Origin of the sequence: Pedococcus aerophilus, from assembly GCF_039532215.1 — a bacterium.
GTDB classification, from domain to species: Bacteria; Actinomycetota; Actinomycetes; order Actinomycetales; family Dermatophilaceae; genus Pedococcus; species Pedococcus aerophilus.
In genome coordinates, this window is sequence record NZ_BAAARN010000001.1 from 2,161,845 (window position 1) to 2,181,346 (window position 19,502).

The following is a 19,502-nucleotide window of genomic DNA, read 5'->3' on the forward strand; positions in this document are numbered from 1 at the left end:
GTCAGGGGGTGGCGAGGTTGATCGGGGTGCCGGCGGCGAAGGCGAGGACCTGGTCGACGGCGGCGGAGTACAGGCTCTCGAGGACGTCCCACTCGACGTAGCCCAGGTGCGGGGTGGCGGTGATTCCGGGCAGGCCGATGAGCGGGTCGGCGGCACCCAGGACCGGCTCGTCCTCGAACACGTCGACTGCCGCCCGACCCGGGCGACCGGCCGACACGGCTGCGGCGAGTGCTCCGGGCTCGACGATGCCGGCGCGGGAGGTGTTCACGAGCAGGGCGCTGGGCTTCATCAGGGCGAGGTCGCCTGCGGTGACGATGCCGCTCGTCCCGTCGTTCAGCGGCAGGTGCAGCGTCAGCACGTCCGCGGAGGAGAAGAACTCCTCCTTGCTCCCGGCGACGGCGAACCCCGCGTCTGCAGCCCGGGCCAGCGAACCAGCTCGCCCCCAGCAGACGACGTCCATGCCGAACGCCCTCCCGACCTCGGCGACCCGGCTGCCGATCCGGCCGTAGGCCCAGACGCCGAGGGTCTTGCCCTCAACCGAGGTGCCGACAGACCCCTGCCACTGGCCGGCGCGCAGCCGGGCGACCTCCTCCGGGAGGTGGCGCAACGACGCGAGGACCAGCCCCCACGTGAGCTCGGCCGTCGTCGCGGCCGAGCCGGCGCCGCCCGCACAGACGGTGATGCCGCACTCGGCGAACGCCTCGAGGTCGAGGTGGCCGGTGTTGCGGCCGGTCTGGCTGACCAGGCGCAGGGTGTCGAGCCCTTCGACCACCGACCGCGGGAAGGGGGTCCGCTGCTGGAGCAGGACCACCGCGTCGAACCCGCTCAACCGCTCCACGAGCGCAGAGCCCGTGACCGAGTCGGTGAAGGTCACCACCTCGTGGCCCGCCACCGCGTCGTCCCCCCTCAGCCGGCGCGCGGCCGCGAGCTGGTCGAAGGCGGACTGGTAGTCGTCGAGCACGGCGATCCTCATCTGGCCTCCACGGTCGTGCGGTCGGTGACCTCGCGCCGTACCGGGTCGGGCCGGTGCAGCGCCCACCAGAGCAGGCCGAGGGCGAGCAGCGAGCCGAAGGTGTCGGCGTTCTGCAGCACCCGCCCCGGGAACTCCGGCCAGGACGGCTGGTTGAGCCACGAGATGCCCCACCACGGCATCCGGCAGAGGAAGAAGACGGTGATCGCCCCCGCGGCCCACAGCCTGCGCCGGTCCTGCCACGGCGCAGCCCCGAGGACGGCGAACACGACGACGACCATCCAGTGCAGGTGGTGGATCCATGCGACCGGCGACAGCAGCACGGCCATGAGCCCGACGGCGGCGACCTCGCTGATCGAGTCGCCGGCGCGGAACGCCCGACGGGCCAGGGAGTACCCGATGACGCCGACGACCACGACGAGGACGAGCCACAGGATGTTGCCGGCGAGGCCGTCGGGCCCGACGCGCAGCAGGAACCCGCGGATGCTCTGGTTGGACGTGCCCGCGTTCGGCCCGAGCCGCGCCGGGTCCTGCAGCGCCCCGCCCCAGAACGCGAACGACGCCTCCGGCAGCAGCAGCCAGGAGCCGACCGTGACGCCGACGGCCGTGCCGACCGCGGTCGCCGCCTCCTTCCACCGCCGGTTCACGAGGTAGTGGATGACGAAGACGCCGGGGGTGAGCTTGATCGACATCGCGATCCCGACGAGGACGCCGGGAGGTATGCGGCGCAGCACTCCCGGGCGCGGACGGCGCAGGTCCATGAGGCAGGCCAGCACCATGAAGGCGTTGACCTGGCCGAACCGCAGGCCGTCGGACACCGGGTGCAGCCACAGCATGGGAGCGGTGAGCAGGGCCAGGGTCAGGGGCGCGAGGGTCCCGGTGCGGTGGATCAGCCGCCACCCGGCGTACCAGACGATCGCCGTCGTGGCCGCGACCTGCGCGAGCGTCCACAGCCACCCGATGACGCCGAACGGCAGGAAAGCCAACGGGATCGCGAGGATCGCCGCGAACGGCGGGTAGGTGAACGGCAACAGCTGCGGCGCCTCGGTCATCGCCGAGTAGATCGGTCGCCCGGTGAGGATCGACACGCCCGCCTCGCGGTAGACCTCGACGTCGACCTGCCACTGGTCCATCGGCCAGAACACGAGGTAGCGCAGCACCGGCAATGACGCGGCGAGCGCGATGACGAGGACGGCGACCGACCAGCGTGCCGGTGACGGCAGCCGCCCGAACCGCGCCGCGAAGCCTGAGCCGTACCGGCGCCCGACCCGCGCGGCCGCCGACCACCACCGTGCCGTGCGGCTGCCGGGGGGTGCCGCAGGGCGGGTCGTGGTGGTCACGCCCCCATTCTTGCGCGTGTCCGGACCCGTAGCCTGTACCGGTGACCCGCCGCGCCCTGCTCTGCCTCGCCGGCCTGCTCGCGACCGTGGCGGCGGTGCTCGTCCCCGTCGCCGCCAGCAGTGCCGCGAGCCCGGCCAGCCCCCCGAGCGGTGGGTATGCCGCCGTCCCCGCCGCCGCGGCGACCAACCCGGTCATCTTCGTCGGCACCGGTGGGCTGACGTGGAGCGACGTCGACGAGAAGGGCACCCCGGCCCTGTGGTCGCTGCTGCGCGACGGCTCGACCGCGGCCCTGTCGGTGCGTTCGGTCTTCACCAACACGTGCCCCATCGACGGCTGGCTCAGCCTGTCGGCCGGCAACCGCGCCGGCGCCGACGGGCCCGGGCGCAGCGGCGCCCGCCGCACCACCGATCCCTGCGACCCCGTTCCGGTGGTCGACTCGGGCGTCGTCCCGGGGTGGAACGACTACGTGAGGTCGGCCGACGCGAAGAAGTTCGACTCCACCCTCGGCACCCTCGGCGAGACGCTCGCCTCCAACAACCAGTGCATCCAGGCCGTCGGTCCGGGCGCCGGTGTCGGCGCTGCATACTCCTCGGGCGCGGTGCCGCGCTACGCGCCGTACGACGCGACGAAGCTGACCGGGCTGCTCTCCGCCTGCCGGGTGACCCTGGTCGACGTCGGCTCGCTGCGTGACCCGGACGACCTCCCCCGGGGTGAAGCCGCTCCCGAGGGCGCCGGTGACCGCGCGGCACAGGCCGCCGCCATCGACAAGCGGATCGGCGAGGTCCTCGCCGCCGCTCCGAGCGGCTCGGACGTCGTCGTCGCCAGCCTCTCCGATGCCGGCCAGAGCGAACGGCTGCGGCTCGTGGCGGCCAAGGGCCCGCACTACGGCCCGGGCACGCTCACCTCGAAGTCCACCCGGCAGACCGGCCTCGTGCAGTCCGCCGACCTCACGGTCACGCTGCTCGAGTCCGCCGGCGTCCCGGTGCCGTCGAGCCTAGGCGGCAAGTCACTCACCCGCGGCACCGCCGACGCGAACTCCGAGTCCGCGGCCCGGGACCGGCTGCGGGGCCTGATCGACTTCGACCAGGCCAGCCACGAGGTGCACCCGCTCGTACCGACGTTCTTCAACGGGGTCGTCTACACCCAGCTCGCGATCTACCTCCTCACCGCGGTGGTGTGGCGCCGCGACTTCGGCTCGACCGCCCTGCGCCTGCGGCTGCTGCGGATCACGCGTCGCGTCGCCATCGTGGCGTCGACCATCCCTGCGTCGACGTTCCTCGCGAACCTCATCCCGTGGTGGCGGTTCCCGGTGCCGCTGCTGGCCATCGTGGCCTCGGTCGGCCTGTTCGTCACGATCATCTCGGCGATCGCGTTCCTCGGACCGTGGGGGCGACGGCTCACCGGTCCGCTGGCGGTCGTCTCCCTCGTGACGCTGCTCGTCCTCGGTGGTGACGTCATGCTGGGCGGACGCCTGCAGATCTCCTCGCTGATGGGCCTGCAGCCGGTCGTCGGCGGCCGCTTCTACGGGATGGGCAACGTCACCTTCGCCCTCTTCGCCACCTCGGCCCTCCTGCTCTGCATCGCCGTCTCGAGCTACTTCGTCAAGCGCGGCCAGCGGCGACGGGCGGCCCTGGCGACGCTGGCGATCGGCCTCGCCGCCGTGGTCGTCGACGGCTACCCCGGGTGGGGCGCCGACGGTGGTGGCCCACCCGCGCTGCTGCCGGGCCTGGCCTACCTCGTGCTGGCCATCCTGGGCATCCGGATGACGTGGAAGCGCGGCGCGATCATCGCGGGCGTCACGGCCGGCCTGTTCCTGCTCGTCGGCTTCCTCGACTCCCTGAGGGCGCCCGACAACCAGTCACACCTCGGCCGGTTCTTCGACTCGCTGTTCACCGGCGGGGCGTGGGACATCGTCAGCCGCAAGCTCGACCAGAACCTCGCGATCCTCTTCGGCAACTACCGGCTCGCGCTGCTCGTCCCCATCGCGCTCGTCTTCGTCATCTACATCCTGGCCCGCCCGACGTCCTGGGGGTCTCGGGCGCTGCAGCGCTCCTACGAGGCCTGTCCGACGCTGCGGCCGGGGCTCATCGCGCTGCTCGTCATGCTGACCATCGGGTTCGCGATCAACGACTCCGGCGTGGCCATCCCGGCCAACGGCGCGTTCATCGCCGTGCCGCTCATCATCGCGGTGAGCGTCAGGGTGCTGGAGGACGAGGCGCGTTCGCTCGCGACGACCCGCGCCCAGCGGCGAGGATGAGCCACCCCCACACGGCCAGCACGGCATACGGGACCACGCGGCGGCGCACCGCGAGGCTGACGCGTTCGACGGTCTCGCTCATGCCCACGACGCGGCCGGGGACGTAGGCCACGGCCATCGCGGTCAGTCGCCCCAGCAGCACCAGGTCGAGGACGCTGGGGGCGAGCAGCGGCAGCGCGACCCAGACGAGCAGGTCGTACCACGGCAGGGAGTAGGGGGCGGCGAGCGTGTAGGCGGCGCTGAGGACGACGACCCAGCGGGCGGCGGTGCCCACCACCGTCGCCGGGGCCAGGCCCCGGGTCAGGCGCGCGAGGAGGACCACGAAAACCACGGCCAGGACGACCGAGGCGACGGAGATGACGTTGCGGGCGGTGCTCGCGGCCATCGGTCCCCCGGCCAGCAGCTCGAACAGCAGCCGCCACGGGGTGGCCAGCGAGATCGAGCGACGCGCCCGGTCGAGCTGGTCGAAGACGTGCGGGCCGGCCCACAGGTGCAGCGGCACGACGACGACCAGGGCGCCGACCACGAGGGCGCCCGTACGACGGGTGAACCCGCTCCGCTCGTGCACCCACCACGCGAGCAGCAGGGCGACGCCGGCGATCCCGAAGGTGACCTTGGTCGAGACGGCCAGGCCGCCGACGAGTCCGCCGAGCCACGGGCGCCGCGAGGCGAGCAGGAGCGCCGCCAGGGCTAGCGCCGCGGCGAGCAGGTCGACGTGGACCCCGAGGACACCGATGCCGAAGACGAGCGGGTTGAGGGTCCAGAGCGTGTCGGTCCGGCGCCGGTCGGACCCGGCTCTCAGCAGCAGCCAGCGCACGAGCAGCCAGGCGAGGACGACCAGCAGCTGCCACACCCAGACGGTCTGGCGCAGGTTGTCGCCCCCGACGAGGGACGTGACCGCCTGCATCGCGGTGGCGAACGGGCCGTAGATGCTCACCGTCCCCGTCCACGGCGGCTCGACCGCGCTGGTCACCGGGTCGGAGGCCGGCCAGGCGTCAGGGGCGGTGAGGTAGGGGTCGCCGCCCAGGGAGGCGATGCGCCCGTAAGCCGCGTAGTTGGTGTGGTCGGCCGACCCGAACGGCCCGGTGAGCAGCGCGCCGACCCCCAGCAGGAGCGGCCAGCGCCACGTCGACCAGCGCGTGGCGAGCCGCGCGGCCGCCGTGCGCGCGCGATCCGCGGAGGCAACCGCGTCCCGTCCCGCCGCGAGGAGCCGCAGCAGGACCCCGCCCGCGCCGAGCAGGTATGCCGCCCACAGCAGGGCGGTGACCAGCGCCGAGGACGGCGCCCACGGCAGGTCGCCCGGGGCCCACCCGCGCGGACCGAGCCCCGGCTTCGCGGCACTGGGTCCGGCGACACCGACGAGGAGCAGCAGGGCCAAGGACAGGACGACGGCAGCCGTGCCGACCCGCGCGCGCCCCGAGTTCACCATGAGGTGCAGTGTGGTTCAGCGCAGCCCGCGCCGAGCCCGACGACGCGCCAGCGCGAGCGCCACGTCGCGGTACTGCCTGGCGCGGTGCACCTGACCGCGCCAGTCCTTGCCGCTGACCCGGTGGTGCAGCTCACAGGGCACCTCCTCGACCCGCAGCCCCGCGAGCAGGACGTCGACGGTCAGCCCGACCTCGACGCCCCACCCGCGTGCGAGCGGGGTGGCCGCGTCGAACGCGGGACGGGAGATGCACCGCATACCCGACAGCGGCTGGACCGCGGAGAAGCCGGTGAGGTCCTCGATCCCCTTGCGTGCCAGGCGGACCACGAACCCTCGCCCGCCGCCGGCGGTCTTCTGCGGCGGCAGGGTGGCGATGGTCATGTCGGCCCGGCCCTCGAGGACGGGCGGGACGAGCACGCCGAGGTTCGCGGCCGAGGCCTCGAGGTCGCCGTCGACGAAGAGCAGCGGGCGCGGCGAGCCCCCCTCGACCCCCTCGTGGCGGGCGACGTATGCCGCACCGGTCGTCATGGCGGCAGCCTTGCCGCGGTTGCGCGCGTGCCGCGCCACCTCGGCGCCGGCCTCGCGGGCCAGCTCGGCCGTGGCGTCGCTGCTGCCGTCGTCGACGACCACGACGAGGTCGACCCCCGGTATGGCGCGGACTGCGGCGACCGTGGCCGCGATCCGGTCCGCCTCGTCCTTGGCCGGGACGATGGCGGCGACACCCGTCGCAGCGGGCGCCGGGTCGGGGGTCGTCATGTCAGGGTGCCGTCCCGTCAGCGGAGGGTGACCTGGCGGCTGAGCAGGCCGGACTTGGCCCGACGCTCGTCCGCGGTGAGGGAGTCGGTCGACGCGACGGCCTCGGCGTAGCGGGTCATGAACTCGCCCAGCGGGCCCTCGTAGTCGGCCGAGGTCTTCTCGGGCTCGAGGTCCCAGACCGGCACGAGCAGGCCGCAGGCGCGGAAGGCGCCCAGCAGTCGGGTGGGTCCACCGAGGCCGCTCTCGCCGGCCGCGTGGAGGCGGGCCAGGGCGTCCGTCGCGGTGTCCTCGTCCTCGGGCAGGACCAGGCGGATGTGGGTGCGCTCGCCGATGCGGCACCAGTAGGCCGACGCAGCGGCGTCCATCTTGACGGTGGGGATGACCGACTCGTTGGCGCGCTCGAGGGAGGACTTGGCGTCGTCGTCGAGCTCGCTGTCGCCGACCCAGAAGTCGAAGCCCTCGTGGACGGTGACCTCGAAGGGCGCCGTGGTGTCGATCAGGTCCTGCAGGCGCGGGCTCTCGGCCGTGGCGGCCGGCGTGCTGGTGATCGGGGTGCCCTTCTCGGCGGCCCCGGCGGCGAGCAGGCACAGGGCCAGGTCGCGGGAGGCGTCACCGGAGACCGAGCCGGACTGCGTGCCGAAGAAGACGGTGCCGTCGGCGCGGTGCAGGCCCGGCCACGCCATCGGCAGCACGGTCGCCACGGTCACGTCGGACGGCGAACCCTCCGGCGCCTGTCCCTTCGCGAAGGTCACGGTGGCCGTCGCGGCGGGCAGGATCTCGCGCATGGCGACCCAGTCGGTCTCGTTCGGCAGGCCCTCGAAGGGCCGCGAGACGAACGGTGCCGGAGCGACCTTCGTGCGTGCTGCCTCGGCGGAACCCTGGTCTGCGCCGTGCTTGCGGCGCCGCGATGCCTTACCCATGGCGCAAACCCTAGTGGGAGCCGCGGGTCCTCGACCGGGGGTGCCGCGTCAGCGGCTGCGGCGGCGCGAGGGCCCGCCGACCGAGGCCCAGACGGTGCACCCGTTGCGGTCCTCGGTGACGCCCCACTCGTGGGCGAGCGAACGCACGATGCGCAGCCCGCGGCCGGACGGCGCCCAGATGGTGCGCGGCGCCGGGCGGGGAGTGCTGTCGCCACCACCGTCGGTGACCTCGACCTCGACCACGCCGGCCTTGACCTTCCAGTGCACCCGGAGGTTGCCGTCGGACAGCGGGCGGGCGTGCCGCACGGCGTTGGAGAGCAGCTCGGAGATGACGATCTCGGCCTCGTCCACCACGGCCGGCTCGACGTCGCGCGACGCGAGGTCCTCGACCAGCGTCCGCCGCACCTGGGAGACGCTCGTGGCCCGCCAGGCGACGCGCACGGTCCGTGAGGAGTCGGTGGCCGCGTTCTTGCGCGCGGGCACGGCCCGCACGGGGCGGTCGGGGTGGGGTGCTGCGCTCATGAGGTGCCCAGATCCCATCGTTTGCGGGCGATTGTGGACGGAGACTATCGAGTCGCACGCACAGCGTCGAGCACCGCAGCGGGGTGGTTGCTGATGATCGCGTCCACCCCGAGGTCGAGGCAGAGCTGCACGTCGGCGGGGTCGTCGACCGTCCAGACGTAGACCTCGTGCCCGTGGCGCTGCTGGCGCAGGACGGTGCGGGGCCAGCGACGGACGATCTTGATGTCGAGGCCGACCGTGTGGACCCCCCGCGGGAGGGAGCCGTCGCGGAAGCGCAGCGGGACCGACTCCTCGACGAGGAGCACCGCGGGGACGTCGGGGCACAGCTGGCGCATCCGCTGCACCGCGAGCTGGGAGAACGACATCACGCGCACCCAGTGCTCGCCCGGCCGCCGAGGCCCGTCCAGCCCGAACTCCTTGAGGACCTTCGCCAGCTGGCGCTCGACGAGCCCGGCGTACCGCGTCGGGTGCTTGGTCTCGATGACCAGGCCGATCGGCCGGTCGCTGGCGGTCACCATCGTCAGGAGGGCGCGCAGGGTGAGCAGCACGTTGCGGTCGCGGTCGGGGAGCTCGAGGTCGCCACCGTGCTCCTCCTTCCACGAGCCCCAGTCGAGCCCTTCGAGCTCGGCCAGCTCCAGCGTGGAGACGCTGCCCCGACCGTTCGAGGTGCGGTTGACCCGCCGGTCGTGGACGCAGACGAGGTGGGAGTCGGCCGTGAGCCTGACGTCGCACTCGAGGGCATCGGCGCCCTCCTCGATCGCGCGGCGGTACGCCGAGAGGGTGTGCTCCGGCTCCGCGAGGCTGGACCCACGGTGGGCGATCACCAGCGGACCGGGCCGGGACAGGGCTTCAGGCCGCGCGGTGACGGCGTCGTCGAGCACGTCACCATGGTTCCATATCGGACACCGTCCGGGTGGTCGGCTCACACGGAGGGAGGGTGCTGCGTTCCATGGCTGTGAACCTCCCCGCCTTCCAGGCCCTCGTCGATGCGCACTGGCGTGACGTCGCCCGCCTCGCCCACGCCCTCGCCGGCCCGGTCGACGGTGACGACGTGGCCCAGCAGGCGTGGACCCAGGCATTGGCCGCCTACCCGTCGCTGCGCTCGGCCACCAACCTGCGCAGCTGGCTGCTGACCATCACCCACCACTGCGCGATGGACACCCACCGCGGGCGCGGTCGCCGTGCCGTCCCGCACGACGACCCCGCGTCGCTGGTCCTTCGCGAGCCTGCGGGCCCGGCTGCCGACGCCCACCTCCCCGACGGCCCGCTGTGGTCGGCGGTCGACGCCCTGCCGGTCCGGCAGCGCGAGGCCGTCGTCCTCAAGTACGTCGCCGACCTCGACCACCCCACGATCGCGACCGCGCTGGGCTGTTCGCCCGCGATGAGCCGCCGCCTCGTCAGCGACGCACTCGCGACCCTGCGAAAGGACCTGCCGTGAACACCACCCCCACGCCGTCGTCGACCGGTCAGCCGGACCCGGCTGCGGACGCGCTCGCCGCCTGGTCGCCGTCGATCCGCCCACCGGTGCTCGCCCCCAGCGACGTGTCGTACGTCATCGAGGACACCGCCATCGGCCGCATGCTGTTGGCCCGCAACGCCTCCGGCGCCCTCATCGCCTCCACGTTCCTCGTCGCCCCAGAGGATGAGGACGTCGCCCTGACGCGGATTGCCGCCAAGGTCTCGCCGCGGGTGCTGCGCCAGCCGCGTGAGCTCGACGAGGCGCGGCGCCAGCTCGAGGACTTCCTGACCGGGCGCACGAAGGGCTTCACGCTGCATACCGACCTCGCCCTGGCCTCGGACTTCCAGCGGGTCGTGCTGCCGCGCCTCGCCTCCTCGGTCGGCTACGGCACCCGTGCGACGTATGGCGAGCTGGCAGCCCGCGTAGACCGCCCCAAGGCTGCCCGTGCCGTCGGCGCCGCGCTGGGCGCGAACCCGTTGTGCGTCGTCCTGCCGTGCCACCGGGTGGTCGCGTCGTCCGGCGCGCTGACCGGGTATGCCGGTGGGCTGGCTGCCAAGCGCTTCCTCCTCGACCTCGAGGCCGGCCACCCCGCCGCGTAGGGCGACGGGGTGGCCGGCGGTCGGGAGCGGTCAGTTCGGCAGCGGCTGCGTCGGTGGTGCCGCGGCCTGGGCTGCCCGCACGTTCGGCACCCCGACGATCGCCTCGTCGACCGAGAGCGCCCCGGTCGCCAGGTCGTACGTCCCACTGACGCGGACCGGGCTCCCGTACGGCGCCTGCGACTGGTTGACCGCGAACCGCACCGAGGTGCCGTCGACGGTGGCCCTGCCCTCGTGGACGACGGTTCCGTCCGGCCGGACGACCCAGACGCGCACGTCGGTGCCGCCGGTCCCGTCGCGGTCGTCGGTGAGCAGGTAGCCGTCGAGCGTGTAGCGCTCGGAGCAGGCCCGCTCGCGCAGCAGCGCCCCGACGAGCCGTGGTGTCGCCAGTGCCTCCGGCCCGGCACCTCGCAGCCCCGCGTCGACGGCCAACGCGCCGGGGGTCTCCCCGCACGTGAACGTCTGCACGCTCCTGGTCGTCAGGGTCGTGCCCGGGAGCTCGAGCTGGGCGGAGGCCACCACGGCGGCCTTGCCCATCCGGGCTCGCGTGGACCACGCGATCGGCACGCCGCGGGCCCGGGTGAAGGTGCTCATCTCCACGGGTTGGACGAGGCTGTCCGCGATCCCGAGCCGGTGGCTCAGGAGGACACGCGCCATACGGACGTCCCTCCCGACCGGGGTGTCCTCGGCCGGCTGGATGCCGGCGAGGGCCTCGAGGGCCGCGGCGTGGCCGACCCGGCCGAGTGCCTGGGCGACGCGGCGCTGGACGGTGGGCGTCGGGTCCCGCAGTGCGGTCAGGAGGGCCTCCTGGGTGCCGGCCCCGGGAAGCCTGCCGAGGATGACGGCCGAGAGTGCGCGGACGCGGTCGTCCGGGGACTCGAGCACGAGGTCCCGGGACAGGCCGGGCAGGGTCGAGGACTCGCGCAGCGCGAGGACCGCGAGGCTCTGCTTGGCGAGATCGGGCCGCGTGGCGCGAGCCAGCCGGCCGAGCTCGGCGTCGGTGCGTTGGTCGACGGGTGTGTAGGTGGGCATGGTGTGCTCCTAGCTCCCGGCTCGGACCTGGCAACGGCCGCGCATCGTCGATCCCTGGCCGCTGGTGAGCAGCACCGAGGAACGGGTCGAGACGCAGCAGCGGGTCTGGGCCATCAGGTTCTCCCGGGCGGTGGTCGCCGTCGGGCAGGTGTCGCCGTGGTTGTGCGGCAGGTCGAGGTAGTGCCCCATCTCGTGGGCCAGGGTGCGCGACCAGCCGTCCGGGTCGCCCCGGCCGGTCTCGCCGCCGATCATGCCGTCGCTCTTGCCGCCCTTGCTGCAGTCGCCGGGTCTCGGCGAGACGCCCAGGACGTTGTCGTAGGTGATGGAGCGGACGCAGAAGACGTCGAGACCGTCGTTCGGCACGCTCCACTCGTCGGACAGGGTGTCCGACTCGGAGTCGCTGCCGAGGTCGTCGCGGCCGTTGGAGGCGGCGGCGGTGATCCAGTAGTAGCCGACGCGACCGACTCCCAGGCCGATGCCGCTGTAGATCTGGCGGGTCCGGTGGATGCCGTAGTCGACAGCCGCCTCCTCCACGGTGAGCGCTCCCGCGGACAGCACGTCGAAGCCGACCTTGATGATGTTGACGTTGATGTGCTTGCCGCTCAGGCCGGTGAAGGCCTGCCCGAGGCTGACCACCACGGGCGTGTTCGTGCTCGGGTCGGTCGGCGCCTTTCCCTGCCAGAACCCGAGCACCTCGCGCATCACCGACAGGTTGCCGGTGCCCCCGAGACCCATCGCGGCCATCGCCTGGCGGACCGAGAGGACGGTCATGGCACGACCGGCGTCTCGAGCGCGGTGACGCGGTCCGTCAACGCGGCGACCTGGGCGGTGAGCGCCGTGACCTGCGCGGTCATCGCCGTGACCTGGCTCTGGAGCGAGGCGAACACGGTCGCGACGTCCTGGCCCGCCACCGCGAGCGATCCCGGCATCGAGACGGAGCCGTCGATGAGCACGCCGCCGCGGTAGTCGCGGTTGAAGTTGAGGACGAGCGTGTCCTCCCACGCGTGCACGAGGGCCCGCCGGTACGGGCTGCTCGGCGTGCCGCGCGGCCGGAAGATCGTCGTCGTGCGCCGACGCTCGGCTCCCCCGTCGAGCATGATGTCGGTGCCCAGGTGCTGGGTGACCCGCGAGGCCACGACCAGCCAGTCACCGTTCGAGGCGCCCTTGAGCGTCTTGGTGTCGTTGATGGTGACCCCACCCGGGTAGTCCCGGTCCCAGTTGAGCGTCAGCCCGTCGGTGAAGTCGTGGACCAGTGCGCGCCGGTACGGCGTGTTGGTCGCACGACGGCCGGCGGTGTCGAGCATGAAGTCGCTGGTCGCCGACTTGGTGACGGCCCCCTCCAGCAGGATCCAGTCCCCGTCGAACCTGATGTCAGTCATGTGTGTTCCTTCCCCCGTGCCGACCGGACGGCCGACAGGAGAAGGAGCGATGGTGAGCGCCCGGTGATACGTCGATGCGGTCATTCAGCGCCAGGTGGCCGTGAGAAGCCCCAGGCGCACGCAAACAGGGAAAAGCGTGTCGTTCCAGGCGATCTGGCTCAGGATCCGGTGGCTGCCGGCGGGGTCTGCCGGAGCTGCTCGGTCAAGGCGTCCACGGCCCGGCGCAGGTCGGCGATGGTGGCCGCATGGGCGTCGGGCCGCAGCTCGACGGTGACGGACCCGCCGGGCTCGAGGGCCACCCGCCGCACCTGGGACAGCGTGGTCGCGCCCTGCTGCTGGACGGCGTTGGTGAGCTCTTCCTCGGTCATGCCTAGGTGGTGCAGCGCCTTACGGTCGAGCACCCCGTCGGTGAGCACCTCGGTCGACCTGCCGCTGAGCAGCCACGCGAGGCGAGGGCTCCGCATCGACCAGTGGTCGAGCACGGCGTTGAACGAGACGAGGACGGCAGCACCGATGAGACCGCCGAGCAGGGAGTTGTCCTCGCCGATGATGGCGTTCTGGACGACGTTGCTCAGGAGCAGGACGACGACGAGGTCGAGCGAGTTCATCTGTGCCATCAGGCGTTTGCCCGCGACGCGGATCACCAGGGCGATGCCGAGGTAGATGACGACGGTGCGGATCACCTTCTCCAGCACCGGCATCTGCAGGTCGAACAGGTCACCACCGATCCCCGCAGGCGCGGCGGCCAGGGTGTCGGTCAGGACTGCGGACACGTGCTGGATCATCAGGGCTCCTCGAGTCGGTCACGCTCAACGTAACCGCGTCGAGGAGCCCCGCGACCTCACCTCGCCGGACGGCTCACCCGACGGGCACCGTCGACGCGTCGTGCGTCTCCTGGGCGATGGTGTCGGCGATGACCTGGGCGTCGCTGGGTGCAGCCGCGGGGGCGCCGGCACCGCCCTCGCTCGACTGCCTGCGCAGGGCCGCTGCGGACGGAGCGTTCACCTCGGCGATGCCGGGTCGGCCGTCCTCGATGACGAGCGTGGCTCGCGTGAACACCTCGGCACCCGGGGTCGTCACGAACGGAACGCACCGGAAGTCGGCCGTCATCTCGGTCGGCGTGATGCGGGTGCTGACGTAGCCGCGCAGGTTGGTCCAGAATTGCAGGTTCGGGTTCCAGTCGGCCCACGGGTGACGGCCGTCCGGGTCGTCGTAGCCGTTGCCACCACTGGTGATCGACGACGTGATGAGCTCGCTGCCGACGGGCGTGGTCGGCTCGTCGTAGTCGAGGTACAGGTCGCTGGCCCAGTGCGCGTGCACGTCACCGGTGAGGACGACCGGGTTGCGCACCCCGGCATCGATCCAGCCACGGGTGACCCGTTCGCGGGAGGCGCGGTAGCCGTCCCAGGCGTCCATCGAGACGGTCGTCTTCGCGGTGGGGTCGTTGTCGCGGCGGCCGAAGAACACCTGCTGGCCCAGGACGTCCCAGCGGGCGGTCGAACGCCGGAACCCGTCGAGCAGCCATGCTTCCTGCTCGGTGCCGGGCAGCGAGCGCTGCGGATCGTCGGCGTCGGCGCAGTCCTTGTAGCCGTCGCCGCAGGCCTGGTCGGAGCGGTACTGCCGGGTGTCGAGCATGTGGAAGTTCGCGAGGTTGCCCCACGGCACGCGGCGGTAGAGCTGCATGTCGGGTCCAGCAGGCACGGACGAGCGGCGCAGCGGCATGTTCTCGTAGTACGCCTGGTAGGCGGCAGCCCGGCGGGTGAGGAATCCCGGCTGCTCCGAGGCGTTCTCGGCGATGTCGTCGGCGTAGTTGTTGTCGACCTCGTGGTCGTCCCAGACGACGAGCCACGGCGCGGCGGCGTGCGCCTCCTGCAGGTCGAGGTCGGTCTTGTACTGCGCGTGCCGCTGCCGGTAGCCCGCCAGCGTCGTCGTCTGCAGACCTGCGTGCTGGCGGCCGACCCCGGTGCCGGCACCCTCGTAGAGGTAGTCCCCGAGGTGCAGGACGAGGTCGGGCTGCTCGTCGGCCAGGTGGCGGTAGGCGGTGAAGTACCCCGCGGGGAAGTTCGCGCACGACGTGAACGCCATCGCCAGTGACGCGGGGTTCGACCCGAGGGCCGGGGTGGTCAGGGCCCGACCCGCCCGCGACACGTGGCGCCCGAGCCGGAACCGGTACCAGTACTCGCGACCTGCCTCCAGACCCCGCACCTCGACGTGCACCGAGTGCCCGCCGTCCGGGGTCGCCTTGGCGCTCCCCGCCTTGACCACGTTCGCGAACCGGTCGTCGGTCGCGACCTGCCAGTTCACGGCATACGTCGAGGCCGGTATGCCGCCGCGTCCGTCGGCGGCGACGGGGTCGGTCGCGAGGCGGGTCCAGATCACGAACCCGTCCGGCCACGGGTCGCCGCTGGCGACGCCGAGGGTGAAGGGGTCGGTGCGCGGCGGGACCGCCGCGGCGCTGGGGCGGCTGTCGAGGACGACGGCGGCCGGGGTGAGGGCGACGGCGCCGGTGAACAGCCCGGCCTTGATCACGGTGCGGCGGGTGGTGGTCTCCATGGGTCCCAACCTCGCCCACCGCCGGCGGACTCCGGCCGACGCGGACCGGACGGCTCGGTGAAGAAACAGTGACCAATCGGGACGAAACCCACTTGAGTGGCTGCCGTCGCGTGCCTGAGGATCGACCGCGTGACGCCCTCCCCCACCGACCCACCGGGCCACGAGGCCCAGCCGGGCCCCGACGGCCGCGCCGGCATCGACACGGCCCTGGTCCGCCGACTGGTCGCCGACGAGTTCCCTCAGTGGGCGGGGCTGCCCGTGCGGCCCGTCGCCGTCGACGGCTGGGACAACCGCACCTACCGGCTCGGCGACGACCTGTCCGTCCGTCTCCCCACCCACGACCGGTATGTCGCGGCCGTCGAGAAGGAGGCCCGCTGGCTCCCCGTGCTCGCGCCATACCTGCCCGTTCCGGTGCCGGAGGTGGTGGCGAGCGGCAAGCCGGGCGAGGGATACCCGCACCCGTGGTCGGTGCGCCGCTGGGTCGGGGGCGCGACCGTGTCGGCGGCGACGGTGGGCGACGACGAAGCGCAGCAGCTCGCCCTCGACCTGGCCGACTTCCTCGGCGCGCTGCGCGCGGCCCCGGCGAACGGCGGTCCGGTCGCGGGAGAGCACTGTTTCCACCGCGGGGGCGACCTCGGGGTGTACGGCGAGGAGGCCCGCGAGGCCTTCGGCTCCCTCGAGCCGGACCTGGGCGCGGGGGCGCTCGACGTGTTCGAGACCGCCCTGACCTCGCAGTGGGGTGGTGAGCCGGTGTGGTTCCACGGCGACGTCGCCACCGGCAACCTGCTCGTGCGCGACGGACGTCTCGCGGCGGTCATCGACTTCGGGACGTGCGGGATCGGCGACCCGGCCTGCGACCTCGTCTTCGCGTGGACGTTCCTCGAGGGAGCGGCACGGGAGGTCTTCCGTTCCGCGGTGGGACTCGATGTCGACACGTGGGCGCGGGCACGCGGCTGGGCCGTGTGGAAGTCGGCGGTGGACCTCGAGGGACGTGAGGTGACCAACCTGCGCATCCTGCGCGACGTCGTCGCCGAGCACCGGGTGCTCACGCGAACGGGTCGGTGATCTTCCTCAGCTCCACCAGCGTCTCGTAGAGCTCCCGCGCCCGCTGCGCCCCGAGGTGCTCGACCCACTCCGCCTCGATCTGCTGCTGCACGGGACGGGCGACCTCCACCACCTCATGGCCGAGAGCGGTGAGGCGGATGAGCCGCGCGCGGGCGTCGGACGGGTCGGGCACCCGCTCGACGTACCCCTTGGCCACCAGCTGGTCGACGATGAACGCGGCACTCTGCTTGGTCACCTCGGCCGCCGCGGCGAGGTCCGTCAGCCGCGACCCGTCGGGGCCGATCCGCTGGAACACCTTGCTCTGCGCCATCGTCACGTCGTGGCCCGCCTCGTTCACGGCGGCCAGGATCCGCACCTCCATGGAGCGGGAGGGGATGAACAGCAGGACGCCGAGGTTCGGGTCCTGCGGCAGGAGCGGCCGCGCCCGTCGGGGCGCCCGGGATCGGCTCACGTCTCGACCGACGTCTCGGCTCACGTCTTCGCTCGGGGCGCGCTCGGGTCTTGCGCTGTCGTGGTCACGGGAGCACTATAGTCAAGTTATCTGACCAAATGGCTTGTACGACGCGGAGGTCGCCATGGAGGTCGAGGAGCGGTGGGCGGCCATCGAGGCCGAGCGGCGGAGCCTGGCCGAGCTCCTCTCCGAACTGACACCCCAGCAGTGGGACGCCCCGTCACTCTGCTCGGAGTGGCGGGTCCGCGACGTCGCCGCCCACGTCGCGATGACCCCGAACGGTCCGACCGCGGGCACCATCGTGGTCGGCCTGGCGAAGGCCCGCGGTGACCTGTGGGGCTTCGGCCGCGACGTCGCGCGGGAGCACGCGCGCCGCCCGGTCGCTCAGATCGTCGCCGAGCTCGACCGCGACGCCGCCGCCCGCACGATGCCCTTCCTCACCAACGCCCGCAACATCCTCATGGACGCCCTCGTCCACGGCCAGGACATCGCCGTGCCGCTCGGGATCGAGCGCACGATGCCGGTTCCCGCCGCGCTCGCCGGCTTCGAGCGGGTATGGCGCATGGGCTGGCCCTTCCATGCCCGTCGTCGCCTGCGCGGCTTCCGGCTCGTCGCGACAGACGGCCCGGTCGACGTCGGCGAGGGCGTCGCGGTCGAGGGCCGCGTCCAGGACCTGCTGCTGCTCGTCACCGGTCGGACCGCAGCAGCTGCGGAGCGGCTTCACGGCCCCGGCGTCGCCGACCTGGCCCGCACCTCCCGTCCCTGAGGCGTCGTCACCGAGCGCCGGGCGACCTCTCACAGGTCGAGGACGGTCCAGATCGTGGTGCCGCGTCCCGGGACAGTCTCGGTCCGGTCGGTCTCGGTGAAGCCGAGCTTGGCCAGCACCCGTCGGGACGGCGCATTCCAGTCCCAGACCGTGGCCCAGAGCCGTCCGTGGCCGCTGGCGCGGGCATGCTCGACCACGGCGAGTGCCGCCTCGGTCGCGTACCCCTGGCCGTGGACCCGACGCAGCAGCTCGAACGCGATCTCCGGCTCGCCCTCCTCGCCTCGACCGCTGGCGACGAGTCCGCAGTAGCCGATGACGTCGCCCTCGGCCCGTCGCTCGACCGCAAGCAGGCCGACGCCATCAGGGCCGGCTGACCACACCGAGTCGGTACGGATCGACTCGGCGAGCTCCGCCGCCGTAGGACGACCCGACGCGTCCAGGCGACGGTGCGGCGGCAGCCGGGGGTCGTCGCGCTCGGACCACAGGGCATGGAGCACGTCGGCCTCGGCCGGCAGCAGAGGCCGCAAACGCAGGCGCGCCGTCTGCAGCACGTCAGCCGGTGGCGCGCAGGTAGCGGCCGAAGTGCGGGACCGTGAACGCGATCCGCCCGCGCTCCCCCGAGTAGATGAGCCCCTTCTTCAGCAGGGCGTCACGCGCCGGTGACAGCGACTGCGGCTTGCGGTCGAGCAGCGTGGCCACCGCCGACGTCGGCACCGACTCGGTCTCGTCGACATCCTCGCCGGCCTCGACCATCGCGAGCGCCGCGTCGGCCATGGCCCGCAGGTACTCGCGCTCGGCCGGCGTCGCCCGCTCGAACCGCGACCCGAAGAACCCGACGGCCAGCTCGGCCTCGGCCTCCGGTGCCGCGACGGTGATGTCCTCGGCGGTGATGGGTGTCCGCGGGGCGACGTCCCAGGCGACCTTGCCGTAGGCCTGGACGAAGTACGGGTAGCCGGCGGTCGCGGCATACATCGCCTCGAGGGCCTCGGACGTGAACTCGGCACCCTCGTCCTCGGCGGGGGCGACGAGCGCGAGGTCGGCGGCACTGCGGTCGAGCCGGTCGATGCGCTGGTACCGGAAGAGGCGCTCGGAGTAGGACTTCGACGCGGACAGCACCGCGGGCAGGTGCGGCAGGCCGGCACCGACGACGATGACGGGCAGTCCCGACTGCGAGATCTCGTGGCAGGCGGCGCACACCGCGGAGACGTCCTCGGCGGTGAGGTCCTGCATCTCGTCGACGAAGATCGCCACGCCCTTGCCGACGTCGGCCGCAAGACCGCCCACGTCGGTGAGCAGCTCGACGAGGTCGATCTCGATGTCGCCGGAGTCGGCGCGGCCGGTGACGGCGGGGGCGTCGATGCCGGGGTTCCACTTCTCGCGCAGCTTGGCGCCGGGGGCGGAGTCGCGCTGGGCGAACGCCTTGATCACGCCGAGCACGTGGTCGACGTCGTCGCCCTGCGGGTGGCCGAGCTCGCGGACCGCTACGTGCAGCGCGGCCGACAGCGGGCGGCGCAGGCCCTGGTCGGGGCGCGCCTCGAGCTTGCCGGTCCCCCAGTGCGCGCGGACCGCGGCCGAGCGCAGCGCGTTGAGCAGCACGGTCTTGCCGACCCCGCGCAGCCCGGTGAGCACGATGGAGCGTTCGGGGCGACCGCGGGCGATGCGCTCGAGCACGATGTCGAACGCCTGGAGCTGCTCGTCGCGCCCCGCCAGCTCGGGTGGGCGCTGGCCTGCGCCGGGGGCATAGGGGTTACGGATCGGGTCCACGATCGCAGGGTATGGGTCTGTCTAGCGATATCCCGAGAGGCGCGGATACGCACCGATCGTGTCGCGGTCGATGGCCTCGTATGGCGCTGTCTAGCCTCATCCCGATACTCACCGATACCCCGCGATCGTGCTGGTCAGGGTATCCGAGCGCCGGGACAGAAGCGCCGTTCGCACCGCCTGCCCTACCGCTCACCGACCGGACGTAGCGCAGGGGAGGAAATTCACGACATACGGGAGAAAGGTGG

Annotated in this window: 20 protein-coding genes; 5 read left to right on the forward strand and 15 right to left on the reverse strand. The window is 72.8% G+C overall.

Going from position 1 to position 19,502, the window contains the following annotated elements; all coding sequences use genetic code 11:
• Nucleotide 1: 1 nt before the first annotated feature.
• Both ABD286_RS10295 and ABD286_RS10300 read right to left on the reverse strand, forming a co-directional pair.
• Nucleotides 2-973, reverse strand: coding sequence for a D-2-hydroxyacid dehydrogenase family protein (locus ABD286_RS10295; protein WP_344192834.1), 972 nt, complete (start codon nucleotides 971-973; stop codon nucleotides 2-4).
• Nucleotides 970-2,310, reverse strand: coding sequence for a glycosyltransferase 87 family protein (locus tag ABD286_RS10300; protein ID WP_344192835.1), 1,341 nt, complete (start codon nucleotides 2,308-2,310; stop codon nucleotides 970-972). The genes ABD286_RS10295 and ABD286_RS10300 overlap by 4 nt, the downstream gene beginning before the upstream one ends.
• A 41-nt stretch (nucleotides 2,311-2,351) precedes the next feature.
• Between ABD286_RS10300 and ABD286_RS10305 the strand changes: the two genes are divergently transcribed.
• Nucleotides 2,352-4,568 carry an alkaline phosphatase family protein gene (locus ABD286_RS10305; protein WP_344192837.1) on the forward strand — a complete coding sequence of 739 codons (2,217 nt, stop codon included), beginning with the start codon at nucleotides 2,352-2,354 and terminating at the stop codon, nucleotides 4,566-4,568.
• Here ABD286_RS10305 and ABD286_RS10310 read toward each other — a convergent pair.
• From ABD286_RS10310 to ABD286_RS10330, 5 genes are read right to left on the reverse strand one after another with little or no spacing between them, the layout of a single operon-like run.
• Nucleotides 4,507-5,997, reverse strand: coding sequence for an MptA/MptB family glycosyltransferase (locus tag ABD286_RS10310; protein WP_344192839.1), 1,491 nt, complete (start codon nucleotides 5,995-5,997; stop codon nucleotides 4,507-4,509). The two genes, ABD286_RS10305 and ABD286_RS10310, sit on opposite strands and share 62 nt — an antisense overlap.
• Nucleotides 5,998-6,012: 15 nt before the next feature.
• Entirely contained in the window at nucleotides 6,013-6,750 is a 738-nt protein-coding gene (locus tag ABD286_RS10315) for a glycosyltransferase (RefSeq protein ID WP_344192841.1), read from the reverse strand.
• A gap of 17 nt (nucleotides 6,751-6,767) precedes the next feature.
• Nucleotides 6,768-7,670, reverse strand: coding sequence for a DUF5926 family protein (locus ABD286_RS10320; RefSeq protein ID WP_344192843.1), 903 nt, complete (start codon nucleotides 7,668-7,670; stop codon nucleotides 6,768-6,770).
• A gap of 48 nt (nucleotides 7,671-7,718) precedes the next feature.
• Nucleotides 7,719-8,192: an ATP-binding protein gene (locus ABD286_RS10325; RefSeq protein ID WP_344192845.1), complete on the reverse strand. Its 474-nt coding sequence runs from the start codon at nucleotides 8,190-8,192 to the stop codon at nucleotides 7,719-7,721.
• 44 nt (nucleotides 8,193-8,236) lie between these two features.
• Nucleotides 8,237-9,073, reverse strand: a complete 837-nt coding sequence (locus ABD286_RS10330; RefSeq protein WP_344192847.1) for a glycerophosphodiester phosphodiesterase — start codon at nucleotides 9,071-9,073, stop codon at nucleotides 8,237-8,239.
• Between the two features lie 68 nt (nucleotides 9,074-9,141).
• Between ABD286_RS10330 and ABD286_RS10335 the strand changes: the two genes are divergently transcribed.
• On the forward strand, nucleotides 9,142-9,630 hold the full coding sequence (locus tag ABD286_RS10335) for an RNA polymerase sigma factor (RefSeq protein ID WP_344192849.1): 489 nt from the start codon (nucleotides 9,142-9,144) through the stop codon (nucleotides 9,628-9,630).
• Nucleotides 9,627-10,250, forward strand: coding sequence for a methylated-DNA--[protein]-cysteine S-methyltransferase (locus ABD286_RS10340; RefSeq protein WP_344192851.1), 624 nt, complete (start codon nucleotides 9,627-9,629; stop codon nucleotides 10,248-10,250). Before ABD286_RS10335 ends, ABD286_RS10340 begins: the two co-directional genes overlap by 4 nt.
• 30 nt (nucleotides 10,251-10,280) lie before the next feature.
• On the opposite strand, the gene ABD286_RS10345 is transcribed toward ABD286_RS10340, so the two are convergent.
• The 5 genes from ABD286_RS10345 to ABD286_RS10365 all read right to left on the reverse strand — a co-directional run bounded on the left by ABD286_RS10345 (nucleotide 10,281) and on the right by ABD286_RS10365 (nucleotide 15,211).
• Nucleotides 10,281-11,279: a HEAT repeat domain-containing protein gene (locus tag ABD286_RS10345; protein WP_344192853.1), complete on the reverse strand. Its 999-nt coding sequence runs from the start codon at nucleotides 11,277-11,279 to the stop codon at nucleotides 10,281-10,283.
• A 9-nt stretch (nucleotides 11,280-11,288) separates the two neighbouring features.
• Nucleotides 11,289-12,050: a zinc metalloprotease gene (locus ABD286_RS10350; protein WP_344192855.1), complete on the reverse strand. Its 762-nt coding sequence runs from the start codon at nucleotides 12,048-12,050 to the stop codon at nucleotides 11,289-11,291.
• Nucleotides 12,047-12,658 (reverse strand): hypothetical protein, encoded by a 612-nt coding sequence (locus ABD286_RS10355; RefSeq protein WP_344192857.1) that lies wholly within the window; start codon nucleotides 12,656-12,658, stop codon nucleotides 12,047-12,049. The genes ABD286_RS10350 and ABD286_RS10355 overlap by 4 nt, the downstream gene beginning before the upstream one ends.
• A gap of 158 nt (nucleotides 12,659-12,816) precedes the next feature.
• Nucleotides 12,817-13,443 carry a DUF421 domain-containing protein gene (locus tag ABD286_RS10360; RefSeq protein WP_344192859.1) on the reverse strand — a complete coding sequence of 209 codons (627 nt, stop codon included), beginning with the start codon at nucleotides 13,441-13,443 and terminating at the stop codon, nucleotides 12,817-12,819.
• Nucleotides 13,444-13,516: 73 nt separating this feature from the next.
• Nucleotides 13,517-15,211, reverse strand: a complete 1,695-nt coding sequence (locus ABD286_RS10365) for an alkaline phosphatase D family protein (protein ID WP_344192861.1) — start codon at nucleotides 15,209-15,211, stop codon at nucleotides 13,517-13,519.
• Nucleotides 15,212-15,340: 129 nt separating this feature from the next.
• Here ABD286_RS10365 and ABD286_RS10370 point away from each other — a divergent pair, with 129 nt between their 5' ends.
• On the forward strand, nucleotides 15,341-16,276 hold the full coding sequence (locus ABD286_RS10370; RefSeq protein ID WP_344192863.1) for an aminoglycoside phosphotransferase family protein: 936 nt from the start codon (nucleotides 15,341-15,343) through the stop codon (nucleotides 16,274-16,276).
• On the opposite strand, the gene ABD286_RS10375 is transcribed toward ABD286_RS10370, so the two are convergent.
• Nucleotides 16,257-16,727, reverse strand: coding sequence for a MarR family winged helix-turn-helix transcriptional regulator (locus tag ABD286_RS10375; RefSeq protein WP_344192865.1), 471 nt, complete (start codon nucleotides 16,725-16,727; stop codon nucleotides 16,257-16,259). The genes ABD286_RS10370 and ABD286_RS10375 overlap by 20 nt on opposite strands.
• A 124-nt stretch (nucleotides 16,728-16,851) precedes the next feature.
• On the opposite strand from ABD286_RS10375, the gene ABD286_RS10380 reads away from it, so the two are divergent.
• Nucleotides 16,852-17,493 carry a maleylpyruvate isomerase family mycothiol-dependent enzyme gene (locus tag ABD286_RS10380; RefSeq protein WP_344192867.1) on the forward strand — a complete coding sequence of 214 codons (642 nt, stop codon included), beginning with the start codon at nucleotides 16,852-16,854 and terminating at the stop codon, nucleotides 17,491-17,493.
• 29 nt (nucleotides 17,494-17,522) lie between these two features.
• Here the strand turns inward: ABD286_RS10380 and ABD286_RS10385 are convergent, their stop codons facing one another.
• The gene (locus ABD286_RS10385; protein ID WP_344192869.1) at nucleotides 17,523-18,044 is read right to left on the reverse strand and encodes a GNAT family N-acetyltransferase; all 522 of its coding nucleotides are present in this window, start codon (nucleotides 18,042-18,044) and stop codon (nucleotides 17,523-17,525) included.
• Between the two features lies 1 nt (nucleotide 18,045).
• Nucleotides 18,046-19,257: an ATP-binding protein gene (locus tag ABD286_RS10390; protein ID WP_344192871.1), complete on the reverse strand. Its 1,212-nt coding sequence runs from the start codon at nucleotides 19,255-19,257 to the stop codon at nucleotides 18,046-18,048.
• Nucleotides 19,258-19,502 lie beyond the last annotated feature (245 nt).

What these genes read in the sequence shown, in the direction of transcription:
- ABD286_RS10295 (WP_344192834.1), bottom strand. Translation starts at nt 973, where the DNA reads ATGAGGATCGCCGTGCTCGACGACTACCAGTCCGCCTTCGACCAGCTC.
- ABD286_RS10310 (WP_344192839.1), bottom strand. Translation starts at nt 5,997, where the DNA reads ATGGTGAACTCGGGGCGCGCGCGGGTCGGCACGGCTGCCGTCGTCCTG.
- ABD286_RS10315 (WP_344192841.1), bottom strand. Translation starts at nt 6,750, where the DNA reads ATGACGACCCCCGACCCGGCGCCCGCTGCGACGGGTGTCGCCGCCATC.
- ABD286_RS10320 (WP_344192843.1), bottom strand. Translation starts at nt 7,670, where the DNA reads ATGGGTAAGGCATCGCGGCGCCGCAAGCACGGCGCAGACCAGGGTTCC.
- ABD286_RS10325 (WP_344192845.1), bottom strand. Translation starts at nt 8,192, where the DNA reads ATGAGCGCAGCACCCCACCCCGACCGCCCCGTGCGGGCCGTGCCCGCG.
- ABD286_RS10335 (WP_344192849.1), top strand. Translation starts at nt 9,142, where the DNA reads ATGGCTGTGAACCTCCCCGCCTTCCAGGCCCTCGTCGATGCGCACTGG.
- ABD286_RS10345 (WP_344192853.1), bottom strand. Translation starts at nt 11,279, where the DNA reads ATGCCCACCTACACACCCGTCGACCAACGCACCGACGCCGAGCTCGGC.
- ABD286_RS10350 (WP_344192855.1), bottom strand. Translation starts at nt 12,050, where the DNA reads ATGACCGTCCTCTCGGTCCGCCAGGCGATGGCCGCGATGGGTCTCGGG.
- ABD286_RS10355 (WP_344192857.1), bottom strand. Translation starts at nt 12,658, where the DNA reads ATGACTGACATCAGGTTCGACGGGGACTGGATCCTGCTGGAGGGGGCC.
- ABD286_RS10360 (WP_344192859.1), bottom strand. Translation starts at nt 13,443, where the DNA reads ATGATCCAGCACGTGTCCGCAGTCCTGACCGACACCCTGGCCGCCGCG.
- ABD286_RS10365 (WP_344192861.1), bottom strand. Translation starts at nt 15,211, where the DNA reads ATGGAGACCACCACCCGCCGCACCGTGATCAAGGCCGGGCTGTTCACC.
- ABD286_RS10380 (WP_344192867.1), top strand. Translation starts at nt 16,852, where the DNA reads ATGGAGGTCGAGGAGCGGTGGGCGGCCATCGAGGCCGAGCGGCGGAGC.